Origin of the sequence: Nocardia sp. JW2 (genome assembly GCF_051843015.1) — a bacterium.
GTDB lineage: Bacteria > Actinomycetota > Actinomycetes > Mycobacteriales > Mycobacteriaceae > Nocardia > Nocardia coubleae.
Genome location: NZ_JBPXLK010000003.1, coordinates 437,370 through 463,044 on the forward strand (window position 1 = coordinate 437,370; position 25,675 = coordinate 463,044).

Annotated in this window: 30 protein-coding genes; 18 read left to right on the forward strand and 12 right to left on the reverse strand. The window is 68.9% G+C overall.

What is annotated here, in order from left to right:
- Nucleotides 1-7: 7 nt before the first annotated feature.
- The 3 genes from ACSVDM_RS07390 to ACSVDM_RS07400 are packed head-to-tail and all read left to right on the forward strand — an operon-like array spanning nucleotide 8 to nucleotide 2,602.
- Nucleotides 8-535: a TerD family protein gene (locus ACSVDM_RS07390; RefSeq protein WP_439263718.1), complete on the forward strand. Its 528-nt coding sequence runs from the start codon at nucleotides 8-10 to the stop codon at nucleotides 533-535.
- Nucleotides 532-1,233, forward strand: coding sequence for a response regulator transcription factor (locus ACSVDM_RS07395; protein WP_439263719.1), 702 nt, complete (start codon nucleotides 532-534; stop codon nucleotides 1,231-1,233). The genes ACSVDM_RS07390 and ACSVDM_RS07395 overlap by 4 nt, the downstream gene beginning before the upstream one ends.
- Nucleotides 1,220-2,602 carry an ATP-binding protein gene (locus tag ACSVDM_RS07400; protein WP_439263720.1) on the forward strand — a complete coding sequence of 461 codons (1,383 nt, stop codon included), beginning with the start codon at nucleotides 1,220-1,222 and terminating at the stop codon, nucleotides 2,600-2,602. The genes ACSVDM_RS07395 and ACSVDM_RS07400 overlap by 14 nt, the downstream gene beginning before the upstream one ends.
- Before the next feature lie 196 nt (nucleotides 2,603-2,798).
- Here ACSVDM_RS07400 and ACSVDM_RS07405 read toward each other — a convergent pair whose 3' ends face one another.
- On the reverse strand, nucleotides 2,799-3,464 hold the full coding sequence (locus tag ACSVDM_RS07405; protein ID WP_067496968.1) for an MspA family porin: 666 nt from the start codon (nucleotides 3,462-3,464) through the stop codon (nucleotides 2,799-2,801).
- A 34-nt stretch (nucleotides 3,465-3,498) separates the two neighbouring features.
- Complete coding sequence (locus tag ACSVDM_RS07410) at nucleotides 3,499-4,143, reverse strand: MspA family porin (RefSeq protein ID WP_439263721.1); 645 nt, start codon at nucleotides 4,141-4,143, stop codon at nucleotides 3,499-3,501.
- 285 nt (nucleotides 4,144-4,428) lie between these two features.
- Here ACSVDM_RS07410 and ACSVDM_RS07415 point away from each other — a divergent pair, with 285 nt between their 5' ends.
- Both ACSVDM_RS07415 and ACSVDM_RS07420 read left to right on the forward strand, forming a co-directional pair.
- On the forward strand, nucleotides 4,429-4,800 hold the full coding sequence (locus ACSVDM_RS07415; protein ID WP_157105087.1) for a hypothetical protein: 372 nt from the start codon (nucleotides 4,429-4,431) through the stop codon (nucleotides 4,798-4,800).
- Nucleotides 4,797-5,213: a CinA family protein gene (locus tag ACSVDM_RS07420; protein ID WP_439263764.1), complete on the forward strand. Its 417-nt coding sequence runs from the start codon at nucleotides 4,797-4,799 to the stop codon at nucleotides 5,211-5,213. The genes ACSVDM_RS07415 and ACSVDM_RS07420 overlap by 4 nt, the downstream gene beginning before the upstream one ends.
- Here ACSVDM_RS07420 and ACSVDM_RS07425 read toward each other — a convergent pair.
- Nucleotides 5,210-6,247: a beta-ketoacyl-ACP synthase 3 gene (locus ACSVDM_RS07425; RefSeq protein WP_067497053.1), complete on the reverse strand. Its 1,038-nt coding sequence runs from the start codon at nucleotides 6,245-6,247 to the stop codon at nucleotides 5,210-5,212. The genes ACSVDM_RS07420 and ACSVDM_RS07425 overlap by 4 nt on opposite strands.
- 93 nt (nucleotides 6,248-6,340) lie before the next feature.
- Here ACSVDM_RS07425 and ACSVDM_RS07430 point away from each other — a divergent pair, with 93 nt between their 5' ends.
- Nucleotides 6,341-6,922, forward strand: a complete 582-nt coding sequence (locus ACSVDM_RS07430) for a TetR/AcrR family transcriptional regulator (RefSeq protein ID WP_067642643.1) — start codon at nucleotides 6,341-6,343, stop codon at nucleotides 6,920-6,922.
- Here the strand turns inward: ACSVDM_RS07430 and ACSVDM_RS07435 are convergent.
- From ACSVDM_RS07435 to ACSVDM_RS07465, 7 genes are all read right to left on the reverse strand, one after another.
- A complete protein-coding gene (locus tag ACSVDM_RS07435) occupies nucleotides 6,913-7,836 on the reverse strand; it encodes an alpha/beta hydrolase fold domain-containing protein (RefSeq protein ID WP_439263722.1) in 924 nt (307 codons plus the stop codon). The genes ACSVDM_RS07430 and ACSVDM_RS07435 overlap by 10 nt on opposite strands.
- A 40-nt stretch (nucleotides 7,837-7,876) precedes the next feature.
- Complete coding sequence (locus ACSVDM_RS07440) at nucleotides 7,877-8,419, reverse strand: YaeQ family protein (protein WP_067497047.1); 543 nt, start codon at nucleotides 8,417-8,419, stop codon at nucleotides 7,877-7,879.
- 13 nt (nucleotides 8,420-8,432) lie between these two features.
- Nucleotides 8,433-8,783, reverse strand: coding sequence for an MmcQ/YjbR family DNA-binding protein (locus ACSVDM_RS07445; protein WP_067496964.1), 351 nt, complete (start codon nucleotides 8,781-8,783; stop codon nucleotides 8,433-8,435).
- A gap of 31 nt (nucleotides 8,784-8,814) precedes the next feature.
- The gene (locus ACSVDM_RS07450; RefSeq protein WP_210740780.1) at nucleotides 8,815-9,642 is read right to left on the reverse strand and encodes a metal ABC transporter permease; all 828 of its coding nucleotides are present in this window, start codon (nucleotides 9,640-9,642) and stop codon (nucleotides 8,815-8,817) included.
- 41 nt (nucleotides 9,643-9,683) lie between these two features.
- Nucleotides 9,684-10,412, reverse strand: coding sequence for a metal ABC transporter ATP-binding protein (locus ACSVDM_RS07455; protein WP_067642650.1), 729 nt, complete (start codon nucleotides 10,410-10,412; stop codon nucleotides 9,684-9,686).
- Entirely contained in the window at nucleotides 10,409-11,338 is a 930-nt protein-coding gene (locus ACSVDM_RS07460) for a metal ABC transporter substrate-binding protein (protein ID WP_439263723.1), read from the reverse strand. Before ACSVDM_RS07460 ends, ACSVDM_RS07455 begins: the two co-directional genes overlap by 4 nt.
- 67 nt (nucleotides 11,339-11,405) lie before the next feature.
- The gene (locus ACSVDM_RS07465) at nucleotides 11,406-11,780 is read right to left on the reverse strand and encodes a cupin domain-containing protein (RefSeq protein WP_439263724.1); all 375 of its coding nucleotides are present in this window, start codon (nucleotides 11,778-11,780) and stop codon (nucleotides 11,406-11,408) included.
- Between the two features lie 69 nt (nucleotides 11,781-11,849).
- Here ACSVDM_RS07465 and ACSVDM_RS07470 point away from each other — a divergent pair, with 69 nt between their 5' ends.
- Nucleotides 11,850-12,299 carry a MarR family winged helix-turn-helix transcriptional regulator gene (locus ACSVDM_RS07470; protein WP_439263725.1) on the forward strand — a complete coding sequence of 150 codons (450 nt, stop codon included), beginning with the start codon at nucleotides 11,850-11,852 and terminating at the stop codon, nucleotides 12,297-12,299.
- A 199-nt stretch (nucleotides 12,300-12,498) separates the two neighbouring features.
- Nucleotides 12,499-12,723: a hypothetical protein gene (locus tag ACSVDM_RS07475; protein WP_067496952.1), complete on the forward strand. Its 225-nt coding sequence runs from the start codon at nucleotides 12,499-12,501 to the stop codon at nucleotides 12,721-12,723.
- Between the two features lie 4 nt (nucleotides 12,724-12,727).
- On the opposite strand, the gene ACSVDM_RS07480 is transcribed toward ACSVDM_RS07475, so the two are convergent.
- Both ACSVDM_RS07480 and ACSVDM_RS07485 read right to left on the reverse strand, forming a co-directional pair.
- Entirely contained in the window at nucleotides 12,728-14,152 is a 1,425-nt protein-coding gene (locus tag ACSVDM_RS07480; protein WP_439263726.1) for an amidase, read from the reverse strand.
- Between the two features lie 94 nt (nucleotides 14,153-14,246).
- Nucleotides 14,247-14,939, reverse strand: a complete 693-nt coding sequence (locus ACSVDM_RS07485; protein ID WP_439263727.1) for a hypothetical protein — start codon at nucleotides 14,937-14,939, stop codon at nucleotides 14,247-14,249.
- Nucleotides 14,940-15,039: 100 nt separating this feature from the next.
- Here ACSVDM_RS07485 and ACSVDM_RS07490 point away from each other — a divergent pair, with 100 nt between their 5' ends.
- The 10 genes from ACSVDM_RS07490 to ACSVDM_RS07535 all read left to right on the forward strand — a co-directional run bounded on the left by ACSVDM_RS07490 (nucleotide 15,040) and on the right by ACSVDM_RS07535 (nucleotide 25,627).
- A complete protein-coding gene (locus tag ACSVDM_RS07490; protein WP_439263728.1) occupies nucleotides 15,040-16,299 on the forward strand; it encodes an ATP-grasp domain-containing protein in 1,260 nt (419 codons plus the stop codon).
- Nucleotides 16,296-17,117: a hypothetical protein gene (locus ACSVDM_RS07495; protein WP_439263729.1), complete on the forward strand. Its 822-nt coding sequence runs from the start codon at nucleotides 16,296-16,298 to the stop codon at nucleotides 17,115-17,117. The genes ACSVDM_RS07490 and ACSVDM_RS07495 overlap by 4 nt, the downstream gene beginning before the upstream one ends.
- A complete protein-coding gene (locus ACSVDM_RS07500) occupies nucleotides 17,114-18,196 on the forward strand; it encodes a PLP-dependent cysteine synthase family protein (protein WP_439263730.1) in 1,083 nt (360 codons plus the stop codon). Before ACSVDM_RS07495 ends, ACSVDM_RS07500 begins: the two co-directional genes overlap by 4 nt.
- Nucleotides 18,193-19,458 (forward strand): MFS transporter, encoded by a 1,266-nt coding sequence (locus tag ACSVDM_RS07505; protein WP_439263731.1) that lies wholly within the window; start codon nucleotides 18,193-18,195, stop codon nucleotides 19,456-19,458. Before ACSVDM_RS07500 ends, ACSVDM_RS07505 begins: the two co-directional genes overlap by 4 nt.
- On the forward strand, nucleotides 19,455-20,441 hold the full coding sequence (locus tag ACSVDM_RS07510) for a GHMP family kinase ATP-binding protein (protein ID WP_439263732.1): 987 nt from the start codon (nucleotides 19,455-19,457) through the stop codon (nucleotides 20,439-20,441). Before ACSVDM_RS07505 ends, ACSVDM_RS07510 begins: the two co-directional genes overlap by 4 nt.
- Entirely contained in the window at nucleotides 20,438-21,349 is a 912-nt protein-coding gene (locus tag ACSVDM_RS07515; RefSeq protein ID WP_439263733.1) for an ABC transporter ATP-binding protein, read from the forward strand. Before ACSVDM_RS07510 ends, ACSVDM_RS07515 begins: the two co-directional genes overlap by 4 nt.
- Nucleotides 21,346-22,419: a FecCD family ABC transporter permease gene (locus tag ACSVDM_RS07520; protein ID WP_439263734.1), complete on the forward strand. Its 1,074-nt coding sequence runs from the start codon at nucleotides 21,346-21,348 to the stop codon at nucleotides 22,417-22,419. Before ACSVDM_RS07515 ends, ACSVDM_RS07520 begins: the two co-directional genes overlap by 4 nt.
- Nucleotides 22,420-22,451: 32 nt before the next feature.
- A complete protein-coding gene (locus ACSVDM_RS07525; RefSeq protein ID WP_439263735.1) occupies nucleotides 22,452-23,426 on the forward strand; it encodes an ABC transporter substrate-binding protein in 975 nt (324 codons plus the stop codon).
- Nucleotides 23,423-23,983 carry a GNAT family N-acetyltransferase gene (locus ACSVDM_RS07530; RefSeq protein ID WP_439263736.1) on the forward strand — a complete coding sequence of 187 codons (561 nt, stop codon included), beginning with the start codon at nucleotides 23,423-23,425 and terminating at the stop codon, nucleotides 23,981-23,983. Before ACSVDM_RS07525 ends, ACSVDM_RS07530 begins: the two co-directional genes overlap by 4 nt.
- Before the next feature lie 66 nt (nucleotides 23,984-24,049).
- Entirely contained in the window at nucleotides 24,050-25,627 is a 1,578-nt protein-coding gene (locus tag ACSVDM_RS07535) for an AIM24 family protein (protein WP_439263737.1), read from the forward strand.
- Nucleotides 25,628-25,675: the final 48 nt, after the last annotated feature.

The window sequence follows — 25,675 nt, forward strand, 5'->3', positions numbered from 1 at the left end:
CTCCACCATGTCTCTCACCCACGTGACCGTCGGCCTCGGCTGGGACCCCGCGCCACCGAGCGGCCCCTTCGGCAATACCCGCAAGGACATCGACCTCAATGTGACGGCCCTGGCGTTCGCGGGCAACGACTTCGTCGACGCGGCGTTCCACGAGCAGCTCACCTCCCGGGACGGCGCCCTGCGCCATCTCGGTGACAGCGTCACCGGCGACGGTGACGGCGACAACGAGATCATCACCGTCGACCTCACCCGCGTCGACGCCGCGACCAGCGCCATCGTCTTCCTCGTCACCTGCTACACCGGACAGACCTTCGAGCAGGTCGTCAACGGCTTCTGCCGCGTCGCCGACAGCGTCACCGGAGCGGAGCTCGTGCGCGTCGACCTGTCGAGCGCCACCTCGCACACCGGCTTCGTCCTCGGCAAACTGCATCGCAGCGGCGCGGGCTGGGATTTCGCGATGATCGGTGACCCGATCTTCGCCGATCACCCCACCGTCGCTCTGCCCCAGCTGACCGTATATCTGGGCCCGGTATGAGCGCGCAGTTGATGATCGTGGAGGACGACACCCGGGTACGGGAGTCGTTGCGGCTGGCGATGGAGGACGAGGGGTATGTCGTCGCCGAGGCCGAAAGCGCCGAACACGCGCTGGAACACGTACACAACGTCGGCGTGCCGGACGTCCTGATCGTCGACCTCATGCTCGGCGGCATGGACGGTTTCACCTGCATCCGCGAGGTGCGCCGCGAACACGACGTGCCGATCATCGTGGTCAGCGCCCGTGACGACACCCACGACGTGGTCGCCGCCCTGGAAGCGGGCGCCGACGACTTCGTCACCAAACCCTTCGAGGTCAAGGAACTGACCGCGCGGATCAGGGCCGTGGGCAGGCGCACCCGCAACAACACCGAACGCGAGGTGGTCGAACTCGTCCTCGACGCCGACCGGCAGCTCATCCTCTGCCCGGAGCGCGGTTCGGTGCGGCTGGCGGGCGAAGACGTGCACCTGACGCTCACCGAGTTCCGGTTGCTGTGCGAACTGGCACAGAACGACGGGCTCGTGCTGAGCAGGCAGGTGCTGCTCGACAAGATCTGGGACCGCGGCTTCTTCGGCGACGACCGCATCGTCGACGTGCACATCCGCCGCCTGCGCACCAAGATCGAACGCGATCCCGCCGAACCGCGCCTGATCGTCACCGTGCGCGGGCTCGGCTATCGCCTCGATGCCGGGTCCTGAGTTGCCCACCCGGTTACGCGGCCTGCGTGGTCGCGTAACAGCGGCGTTCGTCCTCAGCGCCAGCCTCGTCGCGGTGCTGCTGTCGGGCTCGGTGTATGCCATCAGCACCAATTACATGGAGTCCCAACGGGTTCGGACGGTCGAACGCGCGGTAGGAGTGCACGCCGAGATCCTCCGGTTGCGGATGGAATCGCTGGCCACGGGGCAGGAGGCCCTCGAATCGTTGCGGCTGCCCGCCGGAACCATCGCCCTCCTCGACACCACCACGGGCACCGGCGTGCTCGGCGCCGACCAGGCCACCGTCGCCACGCTCGAACGGGCTGCCGAGGTGCCCTCCCCCGCCACCCGTGTGCGCATCGCGGGCGAGCCCTATCTGCGCACCGCGACCTACGTCGAAAACGGTGCCGTCCTCCAGGAATTCGCGCCGCTGCGCGAGCTGGAGGACACCCTGAAGATGCTGCGCACCATCCTCTTCGCCTGCGCGGTGCTCGCCGTCGCGGTGGCCGCCGCGCTCGGCGCCTGGGCCGCGCACCTCGCGCTGCGCCCCCTGCGCCAGGTGGCGGGCACCGCGTCGCGCATCGCCGCGGGCGACCTCGACCTGCGCTTGTCGCGGCCCGAAGACGTCGACCTGTCGCCGACCGTCGAGGCCTTCAACGCCATGGTCGACTCCCTGCAGCGGCGCATCGAACGCGAACGCAGGCTCGTCTCCGACCTCAGTCACGAGTTGCGCACCCCGCTCACCACCCTGACCACCACGGCGACCGTGCTGGCCGGGCATCGCGACGAACTGTCCGAAAGACCGCGTGCCGCACTGGGACTGCTCGTGGAGGAGACCACCTACCTGCGCGGTCTGCTCGACGACATGCTCGCCCTCGCACGTGCCGAGGCGGGCATCCACCGCTCCGACCCGGCGCCGCTGTCGCTGGCCGAACTGCTTGCCCACCTGCTCGCGAGCCGTCGCGTCGCGGCCGAGGTGCTCACGGCCACCGACCGAGGATTGGTGCGCGGGCGGCGGATGGAACTCGAACGCGCCCTGCTGAACCTGCTCGTCAACGCCGAACGCCACGGTGGCGGTGTGGCCGCTGTGCGCGTCGAGCGCGACGGCGACGACGTGCGCGTCACCGTCGACGACGAAGGACCCGGTGTCGAGGCGGCCGACCGCGAGCGCATCTTCGAACGCTTCGTCACCGCCTCGCGTCGCACGGGCGGCACCGGCATCGGCCTGGCTCTGGTCGCCGAAACCGTTGCGGGACACCAGGGCCGGATCCGCTGCTCGGAGCGGCCGGGCGGTGGTGCGCGCTTCGAGTTGACGCTGCCCGCGCTGGATCGTCACGTGATCGCAAAGAAAACGTCCGAGCCGCCGCAATGAAAGTGATCCATTCTCGTCACGGTCACCGGGTCGGGTGATCGCCACGGCCTCGGGCTGGAGGAGGACAAGTCGCGCTGCCACGGCACGCGGCCGATTCCCGAAGTCGTCGCGCGACACCGACACCGGTGACTTTCTCGTCATCACGCGGCGGGGCCCGGCGCCACTCGGACGCCGGGCCCCGCTGGGGTTGTCAGGATCAGCCGATGCTGAAGGGCTGGCCCCACAGGGTGACGACCGAGCTCACGTTCTCGGTCTCCACCTTGACCTTCACGAAGGCACGCGCCTGGGCGTACCCGGCGCAGCCGCTCAGGCCGATGGTCGAGTCGGCCCAGGTCACCGAGCCGCTCTTGCCCTTGAACTTGTTGTTGGTGCCGTGGTCCTCGTTGCCGTAGTCGTCGGCCTTCTCGATGTCGAGAATGTAGAACGACTTGGCCTGGCCGGGGCCGAGGCTCAGTTCGGCACCGGACTCGGCGCCGACGCTCACGTCCTCGCCGTCCCAGCTGCTCTCGCCTTCGACGCCACCCTCGACGCCGCCGCCGTCGATGTTGACCTGGCAACCCACCACGTAACCGGGGTAGATCTTGCCGCCCTTGGCGTTACCGGAGACCTCGACCTGCGCGGAGCCGGACACCCACGCGTTGCGGTGCACCGGGGTCGAGCCCATCGACGGGCTGATGAGGGCCGACTCGCCGACCAGGCGAACGGTGACGGTCGAGCCGTCGGACAGGGTCTTGACGATCTCGCCGCCGGGCAGCGGAACGAAGGTGTCGGCGTTGGCGGCACCGGCGGACAGCAGGCCGAAGGTCACGGCGGCCGCGCCGACCAGACCGGCCATGCGGGCCGAATTCTTACGGTCGATCATGTGTGTCATTCCTTGCGATCGAAGTCGGATGCGCTCAGCCGATGCTGAACGGGGCACCGTAGAGGGTGGTCTTGGAGTAGTGGTCGCCGATGATCTCCACGACCGAGTAGGCGCGGGCCTGGGCGTAACCGGCGCAGCCCTGGATCTCGATCTCGACGTCCTGGTACTCGACCGAGTAGACGCCCGCCTTCAGGATGTCCTTCTTCTCGATCTGGACGAACTTCACCTCGCCGGGGCCCAGGTCGAGGCCGACCGAACCGCCGATGCTGCCACCGGACAGGTCGATGCCGCCGGAGACGCCCGCGGAGATGGCGTCGTCACCGATGGCCACCTGGCAACCGACGATGTAGCCGGTGTTCAACTGCGAGGCACCGTGGGTGGAGGAGTTGTTGGAGCCGTCTTTGCCCGACGGACCGTTGAACGGGCCGACCTCGCCCTCCGGCGTCGCGGTGACATCGGCGGTGACGGTGCCCGAGACCCAGGCGACGCGGCCCGCGCCGTTGGCCGCCAGCGACGGCGAAACGGTGGCGCGCTCGGCGGTGCGGGTGATCGTCACGCCCGGGCCTGCCTTCTGGCCGTCGGGCAGCGGGACGAAAGCGTCGGCGCCGGCGGAACCGGCGGCGAAACCACCGAGTGCGACCGCGGCGGCCGCGGCCACGTAGAAGCGTTTGATTGTCATTCTTCCCCTCATCAGGTTCGAGCGGTATCGCCTCGACGTCGGCACCTGGCAGGGCGCGTCGAGGGCCGGATCGAAGCATTCACGCGCCCCATGGCGGGGTGAGAACCAGTCGAGGACCCGGCGATGAAGCTCACGGAACGAGAAGATTTCCGGTTCTTTGCGATGGTGTTGCGATGGGCGCAGACCGATCGTCACAAACGCGGCGTTCAGCCAATGTTGCGAAGTTCGGTATAGGGGGCGTGATTTCGATGTTCCCTGGATAGTTGCTGCGTTACGGTTTCCCACATGGACGACATCGAGTTGGATTTGCCGAGCGTCGCTTCTCCCCACAACTCCGGACGAATTCTCGACATCGGCGCGGTCGGATTGCGCAACCCGCTTCCGGTCGACGGTGAACAGACCCACGCCTATGTTTCCTGCGTCGACGGCACCACCCTGCGACTGCCGGATTCTTTGCAGAACTGGGCCATGCAGACCCTCGCCGCGAACTACGACCTGCGCGCCACCGGCCTGCCGTCGCTGTTCCCGTGCCGGTTCGAGTTCGGCATCCGCGACGGGGCGGCCTACGCTGTTCCAGTCAGCGATCAGGCGCGTCAGAGGAGGCCATCATCACCACCGCAGCAGATGTCGGCGACTTCGCCAAGCGTCACGGGCTGACAGTCGCCGTAGCCGAATCCCTCACCGGCGGTAACCTCGCCGCCGCCCTCGCGGCGGCACCCGACTCCGCGCAGTGGTTCCGCGGCGGGGTCGTCGCGTACTCCGTGACGGTGAAACAGTCCGTTCTCGGTGTGCCCGACGTGCCGGTGGTGTCGGAGACGGCCGCACTGGCCATGGCCGAAGGCGTGCGGGCACTGACCGACGCCGATATCGCCGCCGCGACCACCGGCGTCGGTGGGCCGGGCGATCAGGACGGCGAACCGGCGGGATCGGTGTGGTGCGCTGTCGCCACCCGCGACACCTCCTGGGCCGTGCACCGCGATTTCGACGGCGAACCCGAGCAGGTGCTCGAGCAGTCGGTGCGGTGCGCGCTGGAGATGTTGGGCGAGAGCGAGAAGCGCTTCACCGGCTAGACGATCGGTGGCAGGTGCACCACCTGGCCCGCGTACGCCAGACCAGCACCGAAGCCGAGCAGCAACGCGGTCTGGCCGGGTTCGGCGGCGCCGCTGCGCAGCAACTGTTCCATGGCCATCGGAATCGAGGCGGCACTGGTGTTACCGGTGTCGACGATGTCGCGCGCCACGGCGACGGTGTCGGGCAGGTCGAGGGTGCGGACCAGCGCGTCGGTGATGCGGATATTGGCCTGATGCGGCACGAAGGCGTCCAGGTCGGCGGCGGTGACGCCGGCCAGCTTCAAGGCCTCCCGGCACGCCTGCTCCAGGAACGTGACGGCCCAGCGGAATACCTCGGTGCCGTTCATCCGGATGTAGGGCCGCACCGTCGTGCCGCCACTGGCCTCGGCGGCCGCCACCTCGGCGAAGTACTCCTGGAAGTCCTTGTCCTGCTTGATCGCCGAGGTGCGTGACCCGTCCGAGCCCCACGCCACCGGGCCGATCCCCTCCTGCTCGGCGGCGCCGACGACCACCGCGCCCGCGCCGTCGGCGAAGATGAACGCCGTGCCGCGGTCGGTGCGGTCGAGCAGGTCCGAGAGCCGTTCCACACCGATCACCAGCACGTGGCGCGCCTGACCGGAGCGGACCAGGTTGGCGGCATCGGCCAGCGCGTAGCAGAAGCCCGCGCACCCGGCGGAGATGTCGTAGGCGGCGGTGTCGTGCATGCCGAGTTCGGTGGCGACCACCGCGCCCGCCGACGGGCCGAGGACCATCTGCGACGAGGTCGCCAGCAGCACGGCGTCGACCTGGTCGGCGGTGATGCCCGCGGCGGTGAGGGCGTCGCGGGCGGCGGCGGTGCTCATCGACACGATGGTCTCGTCGTCTTCGGCCCAGTGCCTGGCGGCGATGCCGGATCGGGTCTTGATCCATTCGTCGGAGGAGTCGATGGCCTCGACGATCTCCGAGTTGGGCACGACGCGGCGCGGCCGGTACACGCCGAGGCCGAGAATTCCCGTGTGGGTGATCGGAATCGAGGTGGCGATGGGGGTTGGCATGACATCCTCTCCATGTGAACCGATCGGTTCATCCGTCATAAGGTCTAACATGAACCGATCGGTTCAATCAAGCGTTTCGGGGAGGAGAGTCGGATGCCGGCCGGACCACGCGCCCGACTGATCGAGCACACCATCGCGACCGTGCAGGAGCACGGTGTGCACGCGGCGGCGTTGAGCGAACTGCTCAAGCGGAGCAATACCTCACGCAACTCGCTCTACCAGCATTTTCCCTCCGGCAAGAGCGAACTGGTGCAGACCGCGGCCCGCATCGTGTCGCGGCTGGTGTACTCGCACGTCAGCGCCGTGGCCGACGCCCTGCAGACCGCGCCGTCGGCGCAGCAGTGGCTGACCGACCTGTTCGCCTTCTGGCGGGTGCCGCTCGAACAGAGCGAGTTCCGGGCCGGATCGTTCATGATGGCCGCCGCGCTGGACGAAAGCGATCCGGTGGTGCAGTCGATCGCCGGGCAGGCCTTCGCCGAATGGACCGCGCGCCTGGCCGACGGCATCGTCGCGGCCGGGATCGAACGGGCGACCGCGGTGTCACTGGCCGGGTTCCTGCTCACCACCATCGAGGGCACCATCGTGCACAGCCGGGCGCTCAAGTCGGCGCATCCGTTCGATCAGGCGGTCACCCAGCTGACCATCCTGTTCAACTATCACCTGTCTCAGCGTTGAGGTGAAACATCCTGTACGCCATCGAGATCCGCGCACAGCGTGGTGACGATGTGGCGGCGGGCCGTTGCGCCTTCGGGACTCGGGGTCAGCGGATACACGTGCACCAGACCCGGTTTCTCGATGTAGTCCAGGTCGACACCGGCCGCGCGGGCCTTGTCCCGCAGCAGGCGGGCGTCGGGATTGAGGATGTCGTCGGTGCCGGTGAACAGGGTGATCGGGCCGAGGCCGGTGAGATCGCCGAACAAGGGGCTCACCATGGGGTCCTTCATCGGCAGCTCGCCGCTCCACCGGCGGCCGTAGACGAGGCCGCCGTCACGACCGAGCCACGGGTCGCGCTGCTGCACGACGTCGATCTCCGGGTTCTCGAGGGTGAGGTCGAGAGCCGGGGAGATGAGGACGGTGCGCGGCAGTGTGGTGCCGAGGTCGCGGAGGTGCAGAGCGGTGGACAGGGCGATCTGGCCGCCGGCCGAATCACCGCCGAGGAAGGTGGGGCCGTGTTCGTCGGCGCTGGTGCGGACGAGGTCGGCTACGCGGGGAATCACATCCGCGGCGGTGCCGAACGGAATGAGGGGGTAGATCGGCACCGTCACCGTGAGCCGTGCGCGGATGGCGAGCATGGCCGCCAGCCGCCAGTGCTGCACCGCGATCTCACCGACCCAGCCGCCACCGTGCGCGTACACCAGGCCGCCGCGTGGTTTTCCGGTGCGCGGGGTGAGGGTGTAGACGGGCCAGCCACGATCGCGCACCACGGCGATGTCGACTCCCCGCAGGGTGCGTGGCGGGCCGTAGGGCAGTGGGCGAAGCGCCAACTCGCGGATATGGGCCTCGGCGCGTTCGGCGTCGATGTAGTTCCGGTTGCGGCGCGCTACTCGCAGGAACCCCGGAATCACGAACCGGCTCATCACTGTGGGCACCGCAACCTCCACTCGTACAGGTGCCCGCCAAATTACCCGTTCAGGCCAACGGTTGTTCGATGATGTCGGTCCGCAGGCTGGAGCCGTTGAGATCGAGGTACACCACGCCCTCGGTGATCGACAGGCTCGCGGTATTGCGCCGATCCACCAGCCGCGCCGCCTCGTCGATGAACGCCCGGTCGAAACTGTAGAGCGGAATCGCGGCCGCGTTGTGAATCTTCTTGCCCGCGTACTGCGCGAGCACCTTCACCGGATCCCGATGCGTGTACACCGCCGCCCGCCCCGCCAGCTTGCTCCCCCGATGAATCCGCTCCGAATCGGGCGCCCCCACCTCGATCCAGGCCGTCGTCCGCCCCGTCAGATCCCGCACCTGCACCGCGGGCTCGTCGGTAGCCGAGATCCCACCCTCACTGAACACGATCCCCTCCTCGTACTGCAGGCAGTACGCCAGAATCCGCGTCACCATGTACTCGAGCGTCTCGGACGGATGCCGAGCCACCCGCAACTCCAACTCCTCATAAACCCCCCGGTCCACATCGGCGAGCTGAATAGCAAAAGTGTGCACAGTAGCGCTGATTCCCATAAGACCCGCCACCCTAGTTGGTAGCGGACTCATGAGACTCCAGGAGGGCTCGGGGGGCGGCCTGGGTCCAGGAGTCGGTGATGATGGCGGTGAGTTCGTCGTGGTCGTCGAGGGCTGAGAGGCGGACGCGGACCCAGGCGTTGTTCGCCTCGTGGGAGGCGATCCAGAACTTGGCGGGTTCGGCCTGGACCAGTTCGTCGCGGTCGATGATCGGGCAGCGGACGGCCATCGAGGTCTCGTTCTCGGGAAGGGTGAGGAACAGGCGGCCCGAGACCTTGAAAATCGGCATGCCCCAGGCGAATTCCTCCGCCGTGCCGGGCAGGGACCCGGCGATGGTGCGGACGTCGTCCCCGGTGACTGTCATGACCCGATCATCTCAAAACGCACCGACAGGTTCAGACGGCGAGCTTGGCCGAACGGGCCCGGCTCGCGGTGATGCGGCGGCCGATGATGCCGTGACGCGGCGCGAACAGGTAGACCAGGGTGAAGGCGACGCCCTGGGTGACCACCACCATCCCGCCCGCGGCGGTGTCGAGGTGGTAGCTGATGTACAGACCGGTGACCGCGCACAGCACCGACACGGTCGGCGCGATCAGCAGCATCCGCGAGAAACGGTCGGTGAGCAGGTAGGCCGTGGCACCCGGAATGATGAGCATGGCCACCACCAGCACCACGCCCACCGCCTGCAACGCCACCACCGAGGTGAGCGCGAGCAGCGCGAGCAGCGCGGTGCCGAGCACGCGGGGGTTGAGACCGATGGCGTGCGCATGGGTGGCGTCGAAGGCATACAGGGTGAAGTCGCGCCGCTTGAGCACCAACGCCACGAGCACGATCGCCGCGAGGATCATGATCTGGATCATCTCCTCGCGGCTCACCCCGAGCAGATTGCCGAAAACGATGTGATTCAGGTCGGTTTGGCTCGGTGTCACCGACACCAGCACCAACCCGAACGCGAACAGCGTCGTGAAGACGATCCCGATGGCCGCGTCCTCCTTCACCCGGCTGGTATCGCGCACCACCCCGATCAACGCGACCGCGAGGAACCCGAAGATCACCGCACCCACCGCGAACGGCCAGCCGACGATGTAGGCCAGCACCACCCCGGGCAGCACCGCGTGCGACACCGCGTCACCCATCAACGACCAGCCGATCAGCACCAGCCAGCACGACAGCACCGCGCACACCACGGCCGCGGTGACGGTGGTCGCCAGCGCCCGGACCATGAATTCGTAGCGCAACGGGTCGAGGAAGAATTCTTCGAGGGTCACTGGTCTGTGTCCAATCCGAACGCCTTGGCCAGGTTCTCGGGCCGCAACACCACGTCGGGGTCGCCGTGTTCGAGCACCCGGCGGTTCAAAAGCACTGCCTCGTCGGCCAATCGGGGCAGCGCGTGCAGGTCGTGGGTGGACACGAGGATCGTCGCGCCACCGGCGGCAAGCTCACGCAGCAACGCGGTGATGGTGGCCTCGGAGCGCTTGTCGACACCGGCGAACGGTTCGTCCAGCAGCAGGATGGTCGCCTCCTGCGCGATACCGCGCGCCACGAAAGTCCGCTTCTTCTGACCACCGGAGAGCTGCCCGATCTGCCGGTCGGCGAAGTCGGTGAGTTCGACCCGGGCCAACGCCTCCTCTACGGCAGCCTTGTCGGCCTTGCTCGCGCGCCGGGTGAAACCCATTTTCCCGTAGCGCCCGGTCATCACCACATCACGCACCGACAGCGGGAAAGTCCAATCCACGTCCTCGGATTGGGGTACGTACCCGAGGGCGCCCGCCTTGCGCGCGGCGGCGGGTGCGCCACCGTTGACCAGCACCCGGCCGCGGTCGGGCGTCACCAGCCCCATGACGGTCTTGAACAGTGTCGACTTCCCCGACCCGTTCATCCCGATCAGCCCGCACACTCGACCCGATTTCAAGGTGAGTTCCACGTTGTCGAGGGCGAGCACATCACCGTAATGAACTGTCACGTCCTGGATTTCGACAACAGGCTCGGTCATTTCGGTGCTCCTGCCAGTGCCGCCGCGATGGTGTCGGCGTCGTGCCGGATCAGGTCGAGGTAGGTCGGCACGGGGCCGTCCGCCTCCGACAGCGAGTCGACATACAGCGTGCCGCCGAAGCGCGAACCGGTCGCCTCGACCACGCGCTGCATCGGCGCGTCCGACACCGTCGACTCGCAGAACACGGCGGGCACCCCGCGCTGGCGGACGAAGTCGATCACCGACCCGATCTGCTGCGGTGTGGCCTGCTGTTCGGCGTTGACCGGCCAGATGTACTTCTCGGTCAGCCCCGCGTCGCGGGCCAGGTAGGAGAACGCCCCCTCACAGGTGACCAGGGCCTTCTGGTCGGCGGGCAGCGTGCTGACGGCGGCCACCAGCTCGTCACGGACCGCACCGAGCTGGGTCTTGTACGCCTCGCCGTTGGCGCGGTAGGCCTCGGCGTGGTCGGGGTCGAGGTCGGTGAAGGCGCGAACCATGTTGTCCACGTAGATCTGCGCGTTCACCGGCGACATCCACGCGTGCGGATTCGGCTTGCCCGCGTAGGCGTCCTCGCTGATGTTCATCGGTGTCACGCCCTCGCTCACCACGGCATGCGGCACCTCGAGGTCGGCGACGAACTGGGCGAACCAGGCCTCGAGATTGAGGCCGTTGTCGAGGACGAGATCGGCCTCGGCGGCCTTCTTGATATCCCCCGGCGTCGGCTCGTACCCGTGGATCTCAGCGCCCACCTTGGTGATCGACTCGACCCGTAGATGCTCACCGGCCACATTGCGCGCCATATCGGCGAGCACGGTGAAGGTGGTGAGGACCACCTTCCGGTCGTCGTCGGACGCGCCGACGCCACCGCAAGCGGTGAGCGCGAACACCATGACACTCAGCACGCACGCCGCGAGTACTCGCGACGAACGGTGGAACCCAACCTTCATCCCGGAATTATATTGTTCGGGTGACCGAACTTTCAAGTTCTGCCACCGAAACAGCGGTGGTGACCGGTCATGATGCCCAGGGCGGGACGAAGGTCGACCCGTCCGGCAACTCCGCGGCGAAGCCGGTCCGGACGGCGACCAGCAGCCGCGCGCCCGCCCCGGCTTCGTCGGTGAGTGCGATGAGCGAACCGACGGGCGCCACGGCGGCATCACCGGGTCGCAGGGTGGCCGACTCACCGTCGATGGTGAGAACGATTTCACCCGTGAGCAGCACGAATGCCTCCTCGCCGAGGATCCGGTGGGCGACTCCGGCCGTGCCGGGCGCGACCTCGGTCTGCCAGACGCACAGGTCGGCACTGCCGGTGCCGGGGCGGATCAACGAGGTGAAGCGGGCGTTGTGCACGTCGTGCACCTGGGCGTCGGCGGAACGGACTACCGGCATTGCGTCTCCTATTAGTCAAGTTACTTGTCTATATAGTCAAGTAGCTTTTCCATCTCGTCAAGTGCCAGAATGACGAACGTGCCCCCTGCCGGTGACCTCCCCCTACTGCTGCTCGCGGCCGCCGCCCAGGTGACCGACGCGGTCCAGGCCGGGGTCGCCGCTGCCGGCTTCCCCGATGTACGGCCCACACACGGCTTCGCCTTCGTGCGAATGGCACCCGACGGGGCGACCGTCGGTGAGATCGCCGAGCATCTCGGCGTCACCAAGCAGGCGGCGAGTCAACTGGTCGACGAGCTGGTCACCAAGGGCTACGTCGAACGCAATCCGCACCCACGCGACGCACGCGCCCGGCTCGTCACACTCACCGACCGCGGCTGGGCGTGCACTCGCGCCGCCGACGCGGCCTTGGGCGAACTCACCGAAAACTGGTCCGAAACCCTTGGTGCGGGTGATCTCGACCAGGTCAGGGACGTATTGGCGCGGGTCGTCGCCCTTGGTCGGGTCCGCCCGAGCTGGTGAGGGCGTAACCCTTCGCGGCGGACGAACGATCTGTTGTCAGGTATCCGTTAATCCGAACAACAGGATTTTCGAAACCCGCGCGCGGCATCGCGACGAGCGGCATACTCGGCTGCGAGCGGTGACGCGCCACCGCAGCACCCCGGGCCGCCGGTCCGGGCCGTGCCTCGTCACGCACCGTTCCCGCTATCCCGGAGTTCGAATGTCTGCTCTAGCGACCGCCACCTCGGTCGACACCATCACCCGCCACAAGTACGAACGGCTGCAGTACACCGGTTCCGCCGGTGTCGTCGCCTCCCTCGAAGACCCGCGGCTGGTGGACCGCTGGCGCACCGAACACCCCACCTGGCGGGGCGAGCACTGGGCGTTCGAGGCGGGCACCACCGGCAGCCTCCGCCCGATCAACGTGGCGACCCGCCACAACTGAGCCCTCAGGCCGCGCCCGCGTCGGCGCGACGGTCGGTGATCCGGGGGAACGGGCTGGCCGCTTCCAGCTGGTAGGCCAGGTCGAGCAGGGTTCGCTCCGCGCCGCGCGGGGCGGCCAGCTGCACCGAGCCGGGCAGACCCGTCGGCAGCAGCCCGTGCGGAAGCGAGATGCCCGGTCCCCCACCGACATTGTTGAGCGGCGTGAAGCCGACATAGTCGACGAGCTTGGCGAACAGGTCGTCGAACGGCTGATCCGGCGCCAGCTCACCGATGCGCGGCGCCGGATGCGACAGCACCGGGCTGAGCATCACATCGATATCGGCGAAGTGCCGGTCGTAGGCCGCGGTTCCGGCGCGTAGCCGCCACGCGGCCGCCGCGGAACCCAGTGGGTTGCGTTTGGCCATTCCGATCAGGCCGGTGGTGAACGGGTCGAGTTTGCGCGCGTCGAATCGTCCGCGATGACCGAGCCGGAACGACAGCGTCATCGCCGCGGCCATCACCGCCCAGTACTGCTTGAAGTCGTCGACGAAGCGCGGGTCGACCTCCAGCCGCTTCGCGACGATCTCGTGCCCGAGACCCGCGAAGACACGGACGGCCGAATCGAGGACGGCCCGGTTGTCGGGGTGCACCGGCCTGCCGAACACATCCGCGGTGACCACGCCGATGCGCAGTCGTCGCGCGCTCGGCCCTTCCACCAGCCCCACCGGCGCCAGTTTCGGGTGGGCACCGAAACTCTCGACCGCGGCCAGGTAATGCGCCGTATCGCGTACCGACCGGGTGAGCACACCCTCGGCCACCAGGTGCACCGGCAGTTTGCGCGCGCCCGGCTGGTCGAGCAGCCGGTTCCGGGTGGGCTTCAGTCCCACCAGACCCGTCGCGGCGGCGGGAATGCGAATCGAACCACCGCCGTCGTTGGCATGGGCGATCGGCACCGCCCCGGCCGCCACCAGCGCCGCCGACCCACCCGAGGACGCGCCCGCCGAGAACTCCGGGTTCCACGGGTTGCGCGTCGGCGGGCGGTGGACGAACTCGGTGCTCGCGGTGAGCCCGAACTCCGGCAGCGTCGACTTGCCGAGCACGACCACACCCGAGTGCAGGAATTGCGCGGCGGGCCCGCTCGTCGCCGTCACCGGATGCGGCGTGAACGCGGCCGACCCGTGACAGCTCGGCAGCCCGGCGACATCGGTGTTGTCCTTGACGAACGCGGGCACCCCGGCGAACACGCCGGCGGTTTCGGGTGCCGAGGCGGCCCGTTCGAAGCTGCGCACCTGCACGGCGTCGAGGCGCGGGTCGACGGCCTGGGTCCGGGCGATCGCGGCCTCGATCACCTCGGCCTGGCTCACCTCCCCGGCACGCAGTGCGGCGGCGAGGCCGACGGCATCGTGGTCGCCGAGGGCGTCGTCGGTGAATCCGTGGACGGCAGAGCTCATGACCGCAGCCTAATCGCGACCGTACGCACGGGTAACGAACTTCGGCCAGACAGTGCGGCCCGCCCGGCAGTGGGCGAGCCGCACCAGGGTGTCCCTACTTGGCGGGCGCCGTGAACGGCTGGTTGATCGTGGTGACGTACTGGATCACCGCGCCGATCGCGACCGGCGCGGTGACGAAGATCTGACCCGCGAGCACACCGAGGAAACCGACGGCGGCCGCACCCGCGACACAACCGGCCAGCGGTCCCGCACCGAACAGGGTGAGCAGGGCACCGGTGAGCACGACGCCCGCAGCGGCACCGGCGAGGCAACCGAGGGCCGCGCCGCCGATGCCACCGACGAGGGTGCCGATGGTGGCGCCCATGGAGACGGTGCTCGTCATCCGGGACCAGGCGGCCTGTTCACGGTCGTATTCGGACTTCCACGGCGCCTTGTCCTCGAACGGCAGGGCGACCGGCTTGTACACGGCCTTGTCCATGCTCAGCGCGGGGGTGAGGGTCGCCGTTCGACCGTCGACCCGGGCGTCGATGGGGAACTGGAAGTCGTCGATCGCGAAGGTCAGCGGCGTCGCGCCGACGACGGTGCCAGCGGCGTCGCGCACCTGCAGGGTGCCGTTGTCGACCACCAGCGAACCGTGCTCGATCTCGATGACCGAGGTGGTGCCGTCGGTGTGCGCGGTGTATTCGACCGGCCGCGGTGCCGTGGGTTCCGCCTGGGCTCCGGCTGCGGTGAGGGCCAGAGCGGACAGCGAAAGGGCCACGGGCACAGCGATTTTCTTCAAGAACATGGGTGATTCCTCATCGATTTCAGCCGATCGCGGTGACCGGCGGTGGCAATCGTAGCGATAATGGTTATCATTATCATCTCGATGAGGCTGGGAGGTCGTAGTGGGACATCTGCTGATGGTGGAGAGCTGGGTCGGCTCGATGAGCACCCTGCTGCCGCAGGGAATCAAGGACGGCGGACACCGATTCAGCTTCCTGACCAGGGATCTCGGGCACTACCTCCGCCCGGGCACACCGTCGCCGCACCCGCTGCTGGCCGCTGACAATGTGTTCACCGCCGAGACCAACGACGAGGCCGCGCTGCTGCCGTATGTGCGAAAGCTGCACGAGCTCTTCGGTTTCGACGGCGTACTCACTTCGTGCGACTACTACCTGCCGACGGTTGCCGCGATCGCCACCGATCTCGGCCTGCCCGGCCCCGGCCGGGAGGCGCTGGTCGCGGCGTGCGACAAGTACCGGACCCGCGAGATCTGTCGCGCCGCCGGAGTTCCCGGACCGGACTTCGCGGTCGCCGAGACGATGGACGAGATTCTCGGCGCCGCAACTCGATTGGGCTTTCCGCTGGTGGTGAAGCCGATCGATCTGTGTGGCGGGATGTTCGTGTGCCGGGTCGACGACGCCGCCGAGTTGCGCGCCGCGGTGGAGCGCATCGCCGGGTTCCCGGTGAACGCCCGTGGGCAACGCAGGTCACCGCAGGTCCTGGTCGAAAGATGCGTGCAGGGGCCCGAATTCAGCGTGGAGACGGTGACCGTCGCCGGGCAGACGACTGTCGTCGGGGTGACCGACAAGCAGCTCACCGGCGCCCCCGCCTTCATCGAGTCGGGCCATATGTTCCCGGCCGACCTGTCGGCTGCCGATCGCCGGGCCGTCGCCGAGACCGCCGTGGCGGCGGTCGAGGCGCTCGGTCTCGACGCGACCGTCGCCCATACCGAGGTCAAGCTCACGGCGGACGGGCCGTGTCTGATCGAGGTGAACCCACGGCCCGCGGGCAACCGGATCACCGAACTGGTCCGCCGGGTCACCGGCATCGACCTCACCAGGGTTCATGTCGAGGCCGTCTTGGGTGGGACACCCGAGCTCACCCCACGGCAGACCGATGCCGGGAGCGCCGCCGTCGCCTTCGCCGTCCCCGACCGGGCAGGCGTGGTGACCCGGGTCGCCGGTGCGGCCGGCTGGGCCGACGATCCGCGCATCGTGGAACACAAACTCCCCGAGCCCGGCGCCGAGGTCCGCCCGGCCACCGACAACAACACCTACCTCGGCCACGTCCTCGTAGCGTCCGAAAACACCGGCGAGGCAAGCAAACTCGCGAATTCCCTGATCGCCGAGCTGCGTGTCGAGCTCGACGGCGGTGTCGCGTGATCCAGACGCACCCTGCCTCGGTGGCCGAGCTCACCACGTGGGCACGGACCGGACGACTCGGCCCCGACCCCGACACTCTGAAAGCATCGACCGCCTTCCTCACTACCTACGGCACCAGGCACGCGGGACGCACCCGCGCCTACCGCAACGAGGTGCTCAGCATCCGGGTCGGTGCGGCGGTCGGCTCGTGTGGGCTCGAACCCGGTTCGGCCACCGGCGAGCTGATCGACGACTGTGTCGCGGCTTCCGTCGGTGACCTGCTCGAACACCAGGTCGGGGCGGTGCGTATCGCGGCGCTCGATGCCTATCTGATGCATGTGCACCCGCATCCGGAGGCAGCGGGTCTGCACGGTAGCCCCGTGGTGGTGGCGGGGCCGACCTCGTTGACGAAATCGCGGCGCCGCGCGAACACCGTCGTCGATCTGCTCCCTTCCGAGGTCACCAAGGCGCTGGTGGTCGGGGTGATCGGTTCGCTGCTGGCCGAGTTGCGCGACCGTGGCATCGCCTACGTGCCGTGCGATCTCGCGGGCGGTGTCACCGAGTGGGGCGAACCGATCTTCGAGTCCGTGGCGGCGGCTCCGTCGGACTACGACGCACTGCTCGTCACCGGAATGACTCTGGGCAACGGCACATTCGACGAATTCCGCGCCATCGCGCGCGAGCGGGGACTTCCCCTGGTTCTCTTCGCCCAGACCGGCAGCGCGGTGCTGCCCTGGTTCCTCGGCGCCGGAGTCCACGCGATCTCGGCCGAGCCCTACCCGTTCTTCTCTCTCGACGGTGCCGCGAGCACCCTGGTCATCTACCGGGAGCGCTCATGACCGCACCGCAACCCGGCCTGCTGCACCTGATCGGCAACACCCCTGTAGTCCAGGTTGCCACCGGAAACAGCTGGTACACAGCCAAACTCGAATCGGCGAGCATCGCCGGGATGAAAGCCCGTGCGGCTGTGTCGATGATGCGGGCGGCGGCCGCGCGAGGCGACCTCGCACCGGGCGCCACGATCATCGAATCGACCAGCGGCACTCTCGGATTGGGCCTTGCCCTGGCAGGCAAGGCGCTCGGTCATCCGATCGTGCTGGTGGTCGACGACGAACTGGAACCGGACCTGCGCGCCCTCTTCTCGGCGTTCGGCATCACCCTCGAGGTGGTCACCACCCCGCACCCGACCGGCGGCTGGCAGCGGGCCAGGCTCGACCGGCTGGCCGAACTGCTGGCCGCGACACCGGGCGCGTACTGGCCCGACCAGTACGACAACCCCGACAATGCCGGTGGCTACCAGGCCATGGGCGCGGAGATCCTCGCGCAGGTCGACGACGTCGATGTGCTCGTCGCCTCGATCGGTTCCGGCGGCCACTGTGCGGGGCTCACCCGCGTCCTGCGCACCCGCTGGCCCCGGCTGCGGGTGGTCGGCGTCGACGCCGTCGGCTCCCGCATCTTCGGGCAACCGGACCGCCGCAGGCTCATGCGCGGCCTCGGCAGCAGCATCCTGCCCCGCAACGTGGCCTATGCCGACTTCGACGAGGTGCACTGGGTCGGCGCCGCCGAAGCCGTCGCGTCCTGTCGCGCACTCGCGGCACGCACCGGAATCGCGGGCGGCTGGAGCACCGGTGCCGCTGCTTTGGTCGCCGGCTGGATCGCCGACCGCGAGCCGGATTCCCGCGTACTCACCGTCTTCCCCGACGGCCCCCACCGCTACCTGCGAACCATCTACAACGACACCTGGTGCAGCGCGAACGGCCTGTTCGCCCCTCCCGCAACAGAACCCACAACCATCCCGACCCCCGACAGCGCCGAGGTCAGCGGCTGGGGCCGTTGCACAGTGGTCCGCGACCCCGCCCCCGCGCCGACCGATCCCGCCACCGCAGTGCACGACGACGCTGCCGGGGTGGTCGGGTGAGGACGACGTTTCTCGCGCTGCCCAAGGGCGTGCGGTTGCTGCTGGTCAATCATCTTGTCGGGCATATCGGTTTCTATCTGCTGATCCCGTTTCTCGCCGACTATCTGCTGCACGACCTCGCGCTGTCGGCGGCGGTGGTCGGTGTCGTGCTCGGGGTGCGCAATCTGAGTCAGCAGGGTCTGTTCCTCGTCGGGGGTTCGGCGGCGGATCGGCTGGGGGCGCGGGGCGTGATCATGGTGGGGCTGGCCGTGCGGGCGCTAGGGTTCGCGTTGTTCGCACTCGGTGGTTCACTGCCGGTGGTGCTCGCGGCGGCGATCCTCACGGGTTTCGCGGGCGCGCTGTTCAATCCGGCCGTGCGCGCGTATATCGCCACCGACAGTGGTTCGCGGTCGGCGGAGGCGTTCGCGCTGTTCAATGTGTTCGGCAACGCTGGTTCGGCGATCGGGCCGGTGCTGGGGACCGTGCTGATCGCGGCGGGCTTCCGGATATCCGCGCTGGTCGCCGCCGTGATTTTCGTGGTGCTGGCGGTGGTTCAGTGGGTGCTGTTGCCCGCGCGACCGGTGCCCGCGCACGAGAGCGGGATCGGCGCCGACTTCACGACCGTGTTCACCGATCGCCGTTTCTGGGCGTTCACCCTCGCCCTGATGCCGATGTTCGCGTTGCAGAGCCAGATCTATTTTCTGCTCACGTTGCAGGCACAAGACAGCGCCGAGCCCCGGTACCGCGCCGGGGCGGTGGCCGCGCTGTTCGTGGTGGAGACCATAGCCGTTGTGGCCCTGCAGGTTCGGGTCACCACGGTGCTCATCCGCCGGCCTCGGCGCGGGCCCGCGATGGCGGCGGGGATGGCGATCATGGGCGTGTCGTTCCTGATCGCCCCGGCCGCCGCGGGTGTCGTCACAGGCGTGGGTAGCGGACTCGCGGGGACCGTACTGCGGGTCACTCCCGTGGTGGCGGGCGCGGTGGTGCTGGCCATCGGGGTGACGGCAGTGCAGCCGTTCGTGAACGAGTCGATCGGCCGCTTCGCCGGAAACCGGCTCACCGGAACCTATTTCGGGGCGTTCTACCTGGCAGCGGGACTGTTCACCGTGGTCGCGACATCCCTGAGCGGCGCGGTGCTCGACTGGGCGGGCGGGTCGCTCACCTGGCCGCCCGCACTGCTGTGCGCCGGGACGGGTGTGCTGTCCGCGGTCGCGATCCTCGGCTTGCATCGGCGGGCCGTGCTGCCCGATGCCGACATCGCTCACTCGGGAGACCGCACATGACTGATCCCCGCCACCCGGTGCGCGAGTGGCGCCCGCCTTTCGTCGAGCACCGGACACCGCCGACGGCCGACACTCCGGGTATCGGCGTCGGCCGCGCCAACGGCAGCTGCGGGGAACTGCTGCAGGGCGTCCTCGACGGGGACCGCCACTTCCTCGTCACGCTGCCCATTCAGCGCGGCTCCGTCGCCGTCTTCGAACCAAGCGGTGACGACATCACCGTCGTCCCCGGGCACAAGTCGAAGGCTCGGCGCCTGGCGAGCGCGATGGTGGCGCGCTCACGGGTGCTGCGCGGCGGACGACTCACCGTGCGCAGCGAATTGCCCGAGGGCAAAGGCTTGGCCAGCTCCACCGCCGACCTGGTGGCGACGGCTCGCGCGGTCGCCGATGCCGAAGGCCGAACGGTCGGACTCACCGAACTCGAAGCCGACCTGCGTGCCATCGAGCCCTCAGACGGGGTGATGTATTCCGGCACGGTCGCCTACTTCCATCGGGAGGTGCGTCTGCACACCCGGCTGGGCGCGCTGCCGCCGCTGACCATCGTCACCGGCGACGAGGGCGGCGTGGTCGACACCGTCGAATTCAACCGCACCGAACCGTCTTTCGGCCCCGGACACCAGCGTGAATACGCCGGATTGCTCGACGAACTCGGTGTCGCGATCGTGCGCGGGGACGTGACGGCGATCGGCGCGGTGGCCACCCGTGGCGCTGTGCTGAGTGCCGCGTTCCGCCACCGCCCGCATCTGGACTCGACCATCCGGGAAGCACGCGCGCTCGGCGCGGTGGGTGTCGTCGTCGCGCACAGCGGCACGACGACCGGAATCCTGCTGAGCGAGAACGACCGTGACTATCGCACCAAACTCGCTGCCGCGGAGCAGCTCTGCGCTTCGTTCGGCTGCGCCGTGAGCGTGCACCACACCCGCCGACCGGTCCGGGGACACCGGCTTCCGCACGAGCGCCTCCCGAGCAGAGAGCTACCCGCATGATCACCATCGAACAGGTCCGCTTCGGCTACAGCGGACGAATCACCTTGGACGACATCACTTTCCGTGCCGATCCGGGCAGCACGGTCGGGTTGATCGGCCCGAACGGGTCGGGCAAGTCGACGCTGTTGCGCCTGCTGTACCGCGCCCTGCGCCCCGCCGGTGGGACCATCACGATCGATGCCACCCCGGTCGGCACACTACGCGGACGCGATCTCGCCACACGCCTGGCCGTCGTCGCCCAGGAATCACCACCGGACACACCGATCACGGTCGCCGAGACGGTTCTGCTCGGCCGGGCGCCGTGGGTCGGTGCCTTCCAAGGGTATTCACGCGCCGACCGCATCACCGCGGCCGCCGCCCTCGCCCGCGTCGGTGCCCGTGACCTGGCCGACCGCCCCTTCGCGACCCTGTCCGGTGGCGAACGTCAGCGCGTCCTCATCGCCCGCGCCCTGGCCCAGCAGGCCGACCACCTGCTCCTCGACGAACCGACCAACCACCTCGACATCCGCTACCAGCACGAACTGCTCTCCCTGGTCCGAGGCCTCGACAAGACGACGACCATCGTCGTCCTGCACGACCTGAACCTGGCCGCCCGCTACTGCGACCACCTGGTCCTGCTCGACAACGGCCGCGTCGCCGCCGCAGGCGAGGTCGACGACGTCCTCACCCCCGAAACCCTCGAGCCCGTCTACCGCATCCCCGTCCGCCGCACCACCGCCTTCGGCGCCACCCAACTCCTCTTCGGGCCGTCGGACGATGCGGAAGAACACAACCCGGTTGTCGCGGAGGCCGCCGAGATCCACCCCACGCCGGCTGACCACACTCCCGGCGGCGCGGCAGAACTCACCGATGACGGCCCCGACGGGTCACCGTCGATGACCGAGACCCGAGAGGCGGTGACGCGATGACACTGGAGGTCGAGCAGATCGTCGACGATCTCGATCACGCGCGGCACCGCACGCGCACAGTGCTGCTGATCGGTGGGCTGCTCATCGCACTCGCCGGCACTGTGTTGGTGGCGGCCGGGCTCGGGCCGGTGGCCGTTCCGCCGGGTACCGTCGCCCGGATCATCGGCCACCACACGTTCGGCCGACCGGTGACTCCCGATTGGACCACCGCGCAGGACTCGATCGTCTGGCTCGTCCGGGTGCCACGCGTACTGCTCGGCGCGCTCGTCGGCGCCGCGTTGGCGATCACCGGCGCCGTTCTGCAGACCATCGTGCGCAATGTGCTCGCCGATCCGCACATTCTCGGCGTCACCTCGGGTGCCTCGACCGGTGCCGCCGTCTATCTGCTGTTCGGTGTGAGCGCGGCAGCCACCTCCGCCGCACTCGCGGCGAGTGCGTTCATCGGGGCACTGATCGCCACGGTGCTGCTGTTCGCCATCTCCCGGATCAACGGGCAGCTCACCTCGCTGCGCCTGCTGCTCGGCGGGGTGACCATCGGCTACATCTTCTCGGCCGCCACGAGCTTTCTGATCTTCGCCTCCGACCGCCCCGAAGGCGCGCGGACCGTGCTGTTCTGGCTGCTCGGCTCGCTAGCCCCGGCGGCCTGGTCCTCGGTGGCGACCACCGTCGCCGTGGTCGCGGGCGCCCTGCTCGCGGTGCTGCTGATGGCGCCACGCCTGGACGCGCTGGCTGCGGGTGACGACACCGCGCGCACGCTCGGCTTCGCCCCGAACCGAATCCGGTTGTGGGCATTGCTGATCGTCGCGCTCGCCGTCGGGGCGGTGGTGGCCGTCGCGGGGGCGATCGGCTTCGTCGGGCTCATCGTTCCGCACGTCGCGCGGCTGTGCGTCGGCGGAACCCACCGGCACCTGCTGGTGGTGAGTGCCCTGCTCGGCGCGCTGTTCCTGGTGATCGCCGATGTGGGTGCGCGCACCGTTTTCGCGCCGCGCGAATTACCCATCGGCATCGTCACCGCCGCTGTCGGCGCGCCCCTGCTCCTGCTGCTGATCCGCCGCTCCCGCGCCTCCTGATTTCTGCTCCATCGAAAGGAATTCCGATCACCGTGTTCACAGGTGTCTCCTCCGCACGTCACCGTGCGATCCCCGCCCTCGCGCTGCTCACCGCCGTGGTCACCGGTTGCGGCGCGCCCGCACCGGCCACCACCACGGCGGAAGACGGCTTCCCCCTGACCGTTTCGAGTTGTGGGCGTGATGTCACCTTCGCCGCGCCACCGCAGCGGGTCGTCACCGTCGGCTCCATCGCCGCGCCGACGATCGCCGCCGCCGGTGCCGCCGACCGCATCGTCACCCGTACCTTCGAAGCCGCCGCCTTCCCGGGCCAGTACGGTGATGCCCTGCGAGGCATCGAGATCACCGCTCCGACAGCCGAACTCGCTCGCGAGGAGATCATCGCCCGCTCCCCCGACCTCGTGGTGAGCGTCGAGGGACTGTCGGTGACGCCCGACGACCTGGCACAGGTGAACATCCCGCTGATCGTCACCCGTGGCTATTGCCGCGACGCGGCGGGCACGTTCGAGGACGTCTTCGCCGACATCTCGCTCTACGGCAAGCTCTTCGGCACTGCGGGCGCCGCCGACGCCGAGGTCGCCACGCTGCGGCAGCGGGTGCGGGCGGTCACCGAAAAGCACAGCGGCACAACGACTCCTCGACGTGCGGCCGCGCTGATCCTGTCGCGCGACGGGGCCCAGCTCAAGGCCTACGGTTCCCAGAGCACCGTCCACGAACAGATGCGCATCCTCGGCCTGTCCAACATCTACGGCGACATCGCCAAACGCAATTTCGAAGCCAACACCGAAACGCTCATCGCCCAGGACCCCGAGGTGATCATCCTGCTCACCCAGGGCGACCAGACCCCGGAATCGGTGCGAACCACCCTTCGCCAGCGCCCCGAACTGGCCGGGCTGCGCGCCATCCGCGACAACCGGATCATCGTCGCACCCTTCGGCTACACCGGTCCGGGACCGGTCGCCGTCGAGGGTCTGGAAGTGCTCGACCGCGAACTGGCCGGCCTGCGATGACCGCGACCACCACCGACTATCTCGTCCGCCCGGCCGGTCCCGCCGACCTGGCCGGCGCGCGCAGCGTCATGCTCGACACCTTCTACCAGGTGTTCGGCATCGGCTACCTGCCCGAACACCACCACGACGTGATCGACCTCGACGCCACGTACCTGCGTCACCCGCGCAATCGACTGTGGGTGGCCGAACACGAGGGAGTCGTCGTCGGCACCACCGCGATTCGCGCGAAGGGACCTGCGCACCCACCCCATCCGGCCGAGCTGGCACGCCGCTATCCCGACGACACCACCGCCCAGCTGTTCCGGGTCTACGTCCGGCCCGAACACCACCGGCGGGGGCTGGCCACCCGGCTCGTCACCGCCGCCGTCGAAACTGTCCGGGCCACACCGGAATTCGACCGGCTGTACCTGCACACCGACGCGCGGACGCCGGGCGCCCTGGAGTTCTGGCTCACCTTCGGCCACATCGTGCACGACGCGCGCGCTCCGCACGACGGGTTCCAGACGGTGCACCTCGAGATCCCGCTCGACCGGCCGAATCGAGAACTGGCGCGGTGACGGCACACACGGCACTATCGAACTCGTGGAACAGCAGCGAAACCGCCCGCGTTCGGGTGCCGTGTCGTGACCGTGCTAGCACCGGGAGAGAACCGGCCCGCGCCGGGCGATGAGCTTACCGTCACCGTGGCCTGTTCGGCCCCGGTCGACGTGTCGGCCCTGTTGCTCGATACCGCGGGCAAGGTGCGCTCCGACGCCGACTTCGTCTTCTTCAACCAGCCGACCGGGCCGGGCGTGGTGTACCGGCACGGCAATGGCGGACCCGACATCGTGCAGGTGAAAACCTCCGCGCTGCCCGCCGACGTGGACAAGGTGGTGGTCACGGCGAGCCTCGACGGACGCGGACCCGCCACCTTCGCCGCCGTCGGCAACCTCACCGCCACCATCCAGTCCGGGCCGACCGCCCTGACGTTCCCCGTCTCCGGGCTCACCACCGAGAGCGGTGTGGTGTGCGTGGAGATCTACCGGCGCGGCGAGGCGTGGAAGGTACGGGCCATCGGCCAGGGATACGACGACGGGCTCGCCGGCATCGCATCGGCCTACGGGGTGAACCTCGACGACGAACCGGAACCAGCTGCGCCACAAGGGAATACGACGCTTCCCGCGCACCCGCCACAGCATCCCGGCGCCCCGATGCCTCCCGGGCAGCCCCCGGTGGGCGGGGGCCACCCCCTTCCTGGTCACGGCGTTCCCGGGCAGTTCGCACCTCCCGGACCACCTGGCGCGTACCCACCACCTGGGCAGGCCCCGGCCCCCGGACAAGGCGCCTACGCCCCTGCGCCCGGACATGCGCCAACCCCCGGACCGGCCGCCTACCCGCCGCCCGGGCAGTTCCCCCCGCCTGGTCAACCGGGTTCCCCACCACCCGCTCACCCTGGTGCGCAACCTTCGTACGCCTCTCAGCAAGGAGTCCCGCCCGTGCACAGCGACCTGTTCGACCCCTCGCATGCCGAGGTCAACGGCCTCGGAATCCAGAAGCAGGGCGGCAAGATGGTCAAGGTCGGGTTGAACGGGGAGGTGATGGCGCGGTCCGGGTCGATGGTGGCCTACCAGGGTGACCTGAAATTCGAAGCGCTCGGCTCCGGCGGCATCGGCCGCGCGATCCGGCAGCACCTCACCGGCGAAGGTGTGCCCCTGATGAAGGTGAGCGGGCGCGGCGACCTGTTCCTGGCCAACAGCGCCGCCGACGTGCACATCATCGACCTCGACGGCTCCGACGGTCTCACCATCAACGGCGCCAACGTCCTCGCCTTCGACTCCACCCTGCGCTACGACATCGGCCGGGTACAGGGTGCGGCCGGAATCGCCTCCAACGCGGGCCTTTTCAACTGCGTCTTCACCGGCCGCGGCCGCATCGCCATCACCACCCACGGCACCCCGGTCGTCCTCACCGTCGACCAGGCCACCTACGCCGACCCCAACGCCGCCGTGGCCTGGTCCTCCAGCCTGCAGACCGGCATCAAACGCAACGACTCCTTCGGCCTCGGCCGCCTCATCGGCCGCAGCACCGGCGAAGCGAGCACCCTGTCGTTCTCCGGCCGCGGCTTCGTCATCGTCCAGCCCTCCGAACTCCCACCCGGCGGCCTCCTCGGCGGCACCGGCGGCGGCCAGCAAGCAGGCACCGGCGGCAGCCTCTTCGGCTGACACACACGAAACCGCCCTGGTTCGCTCGCAACCAGGGCGGTTTTGCGC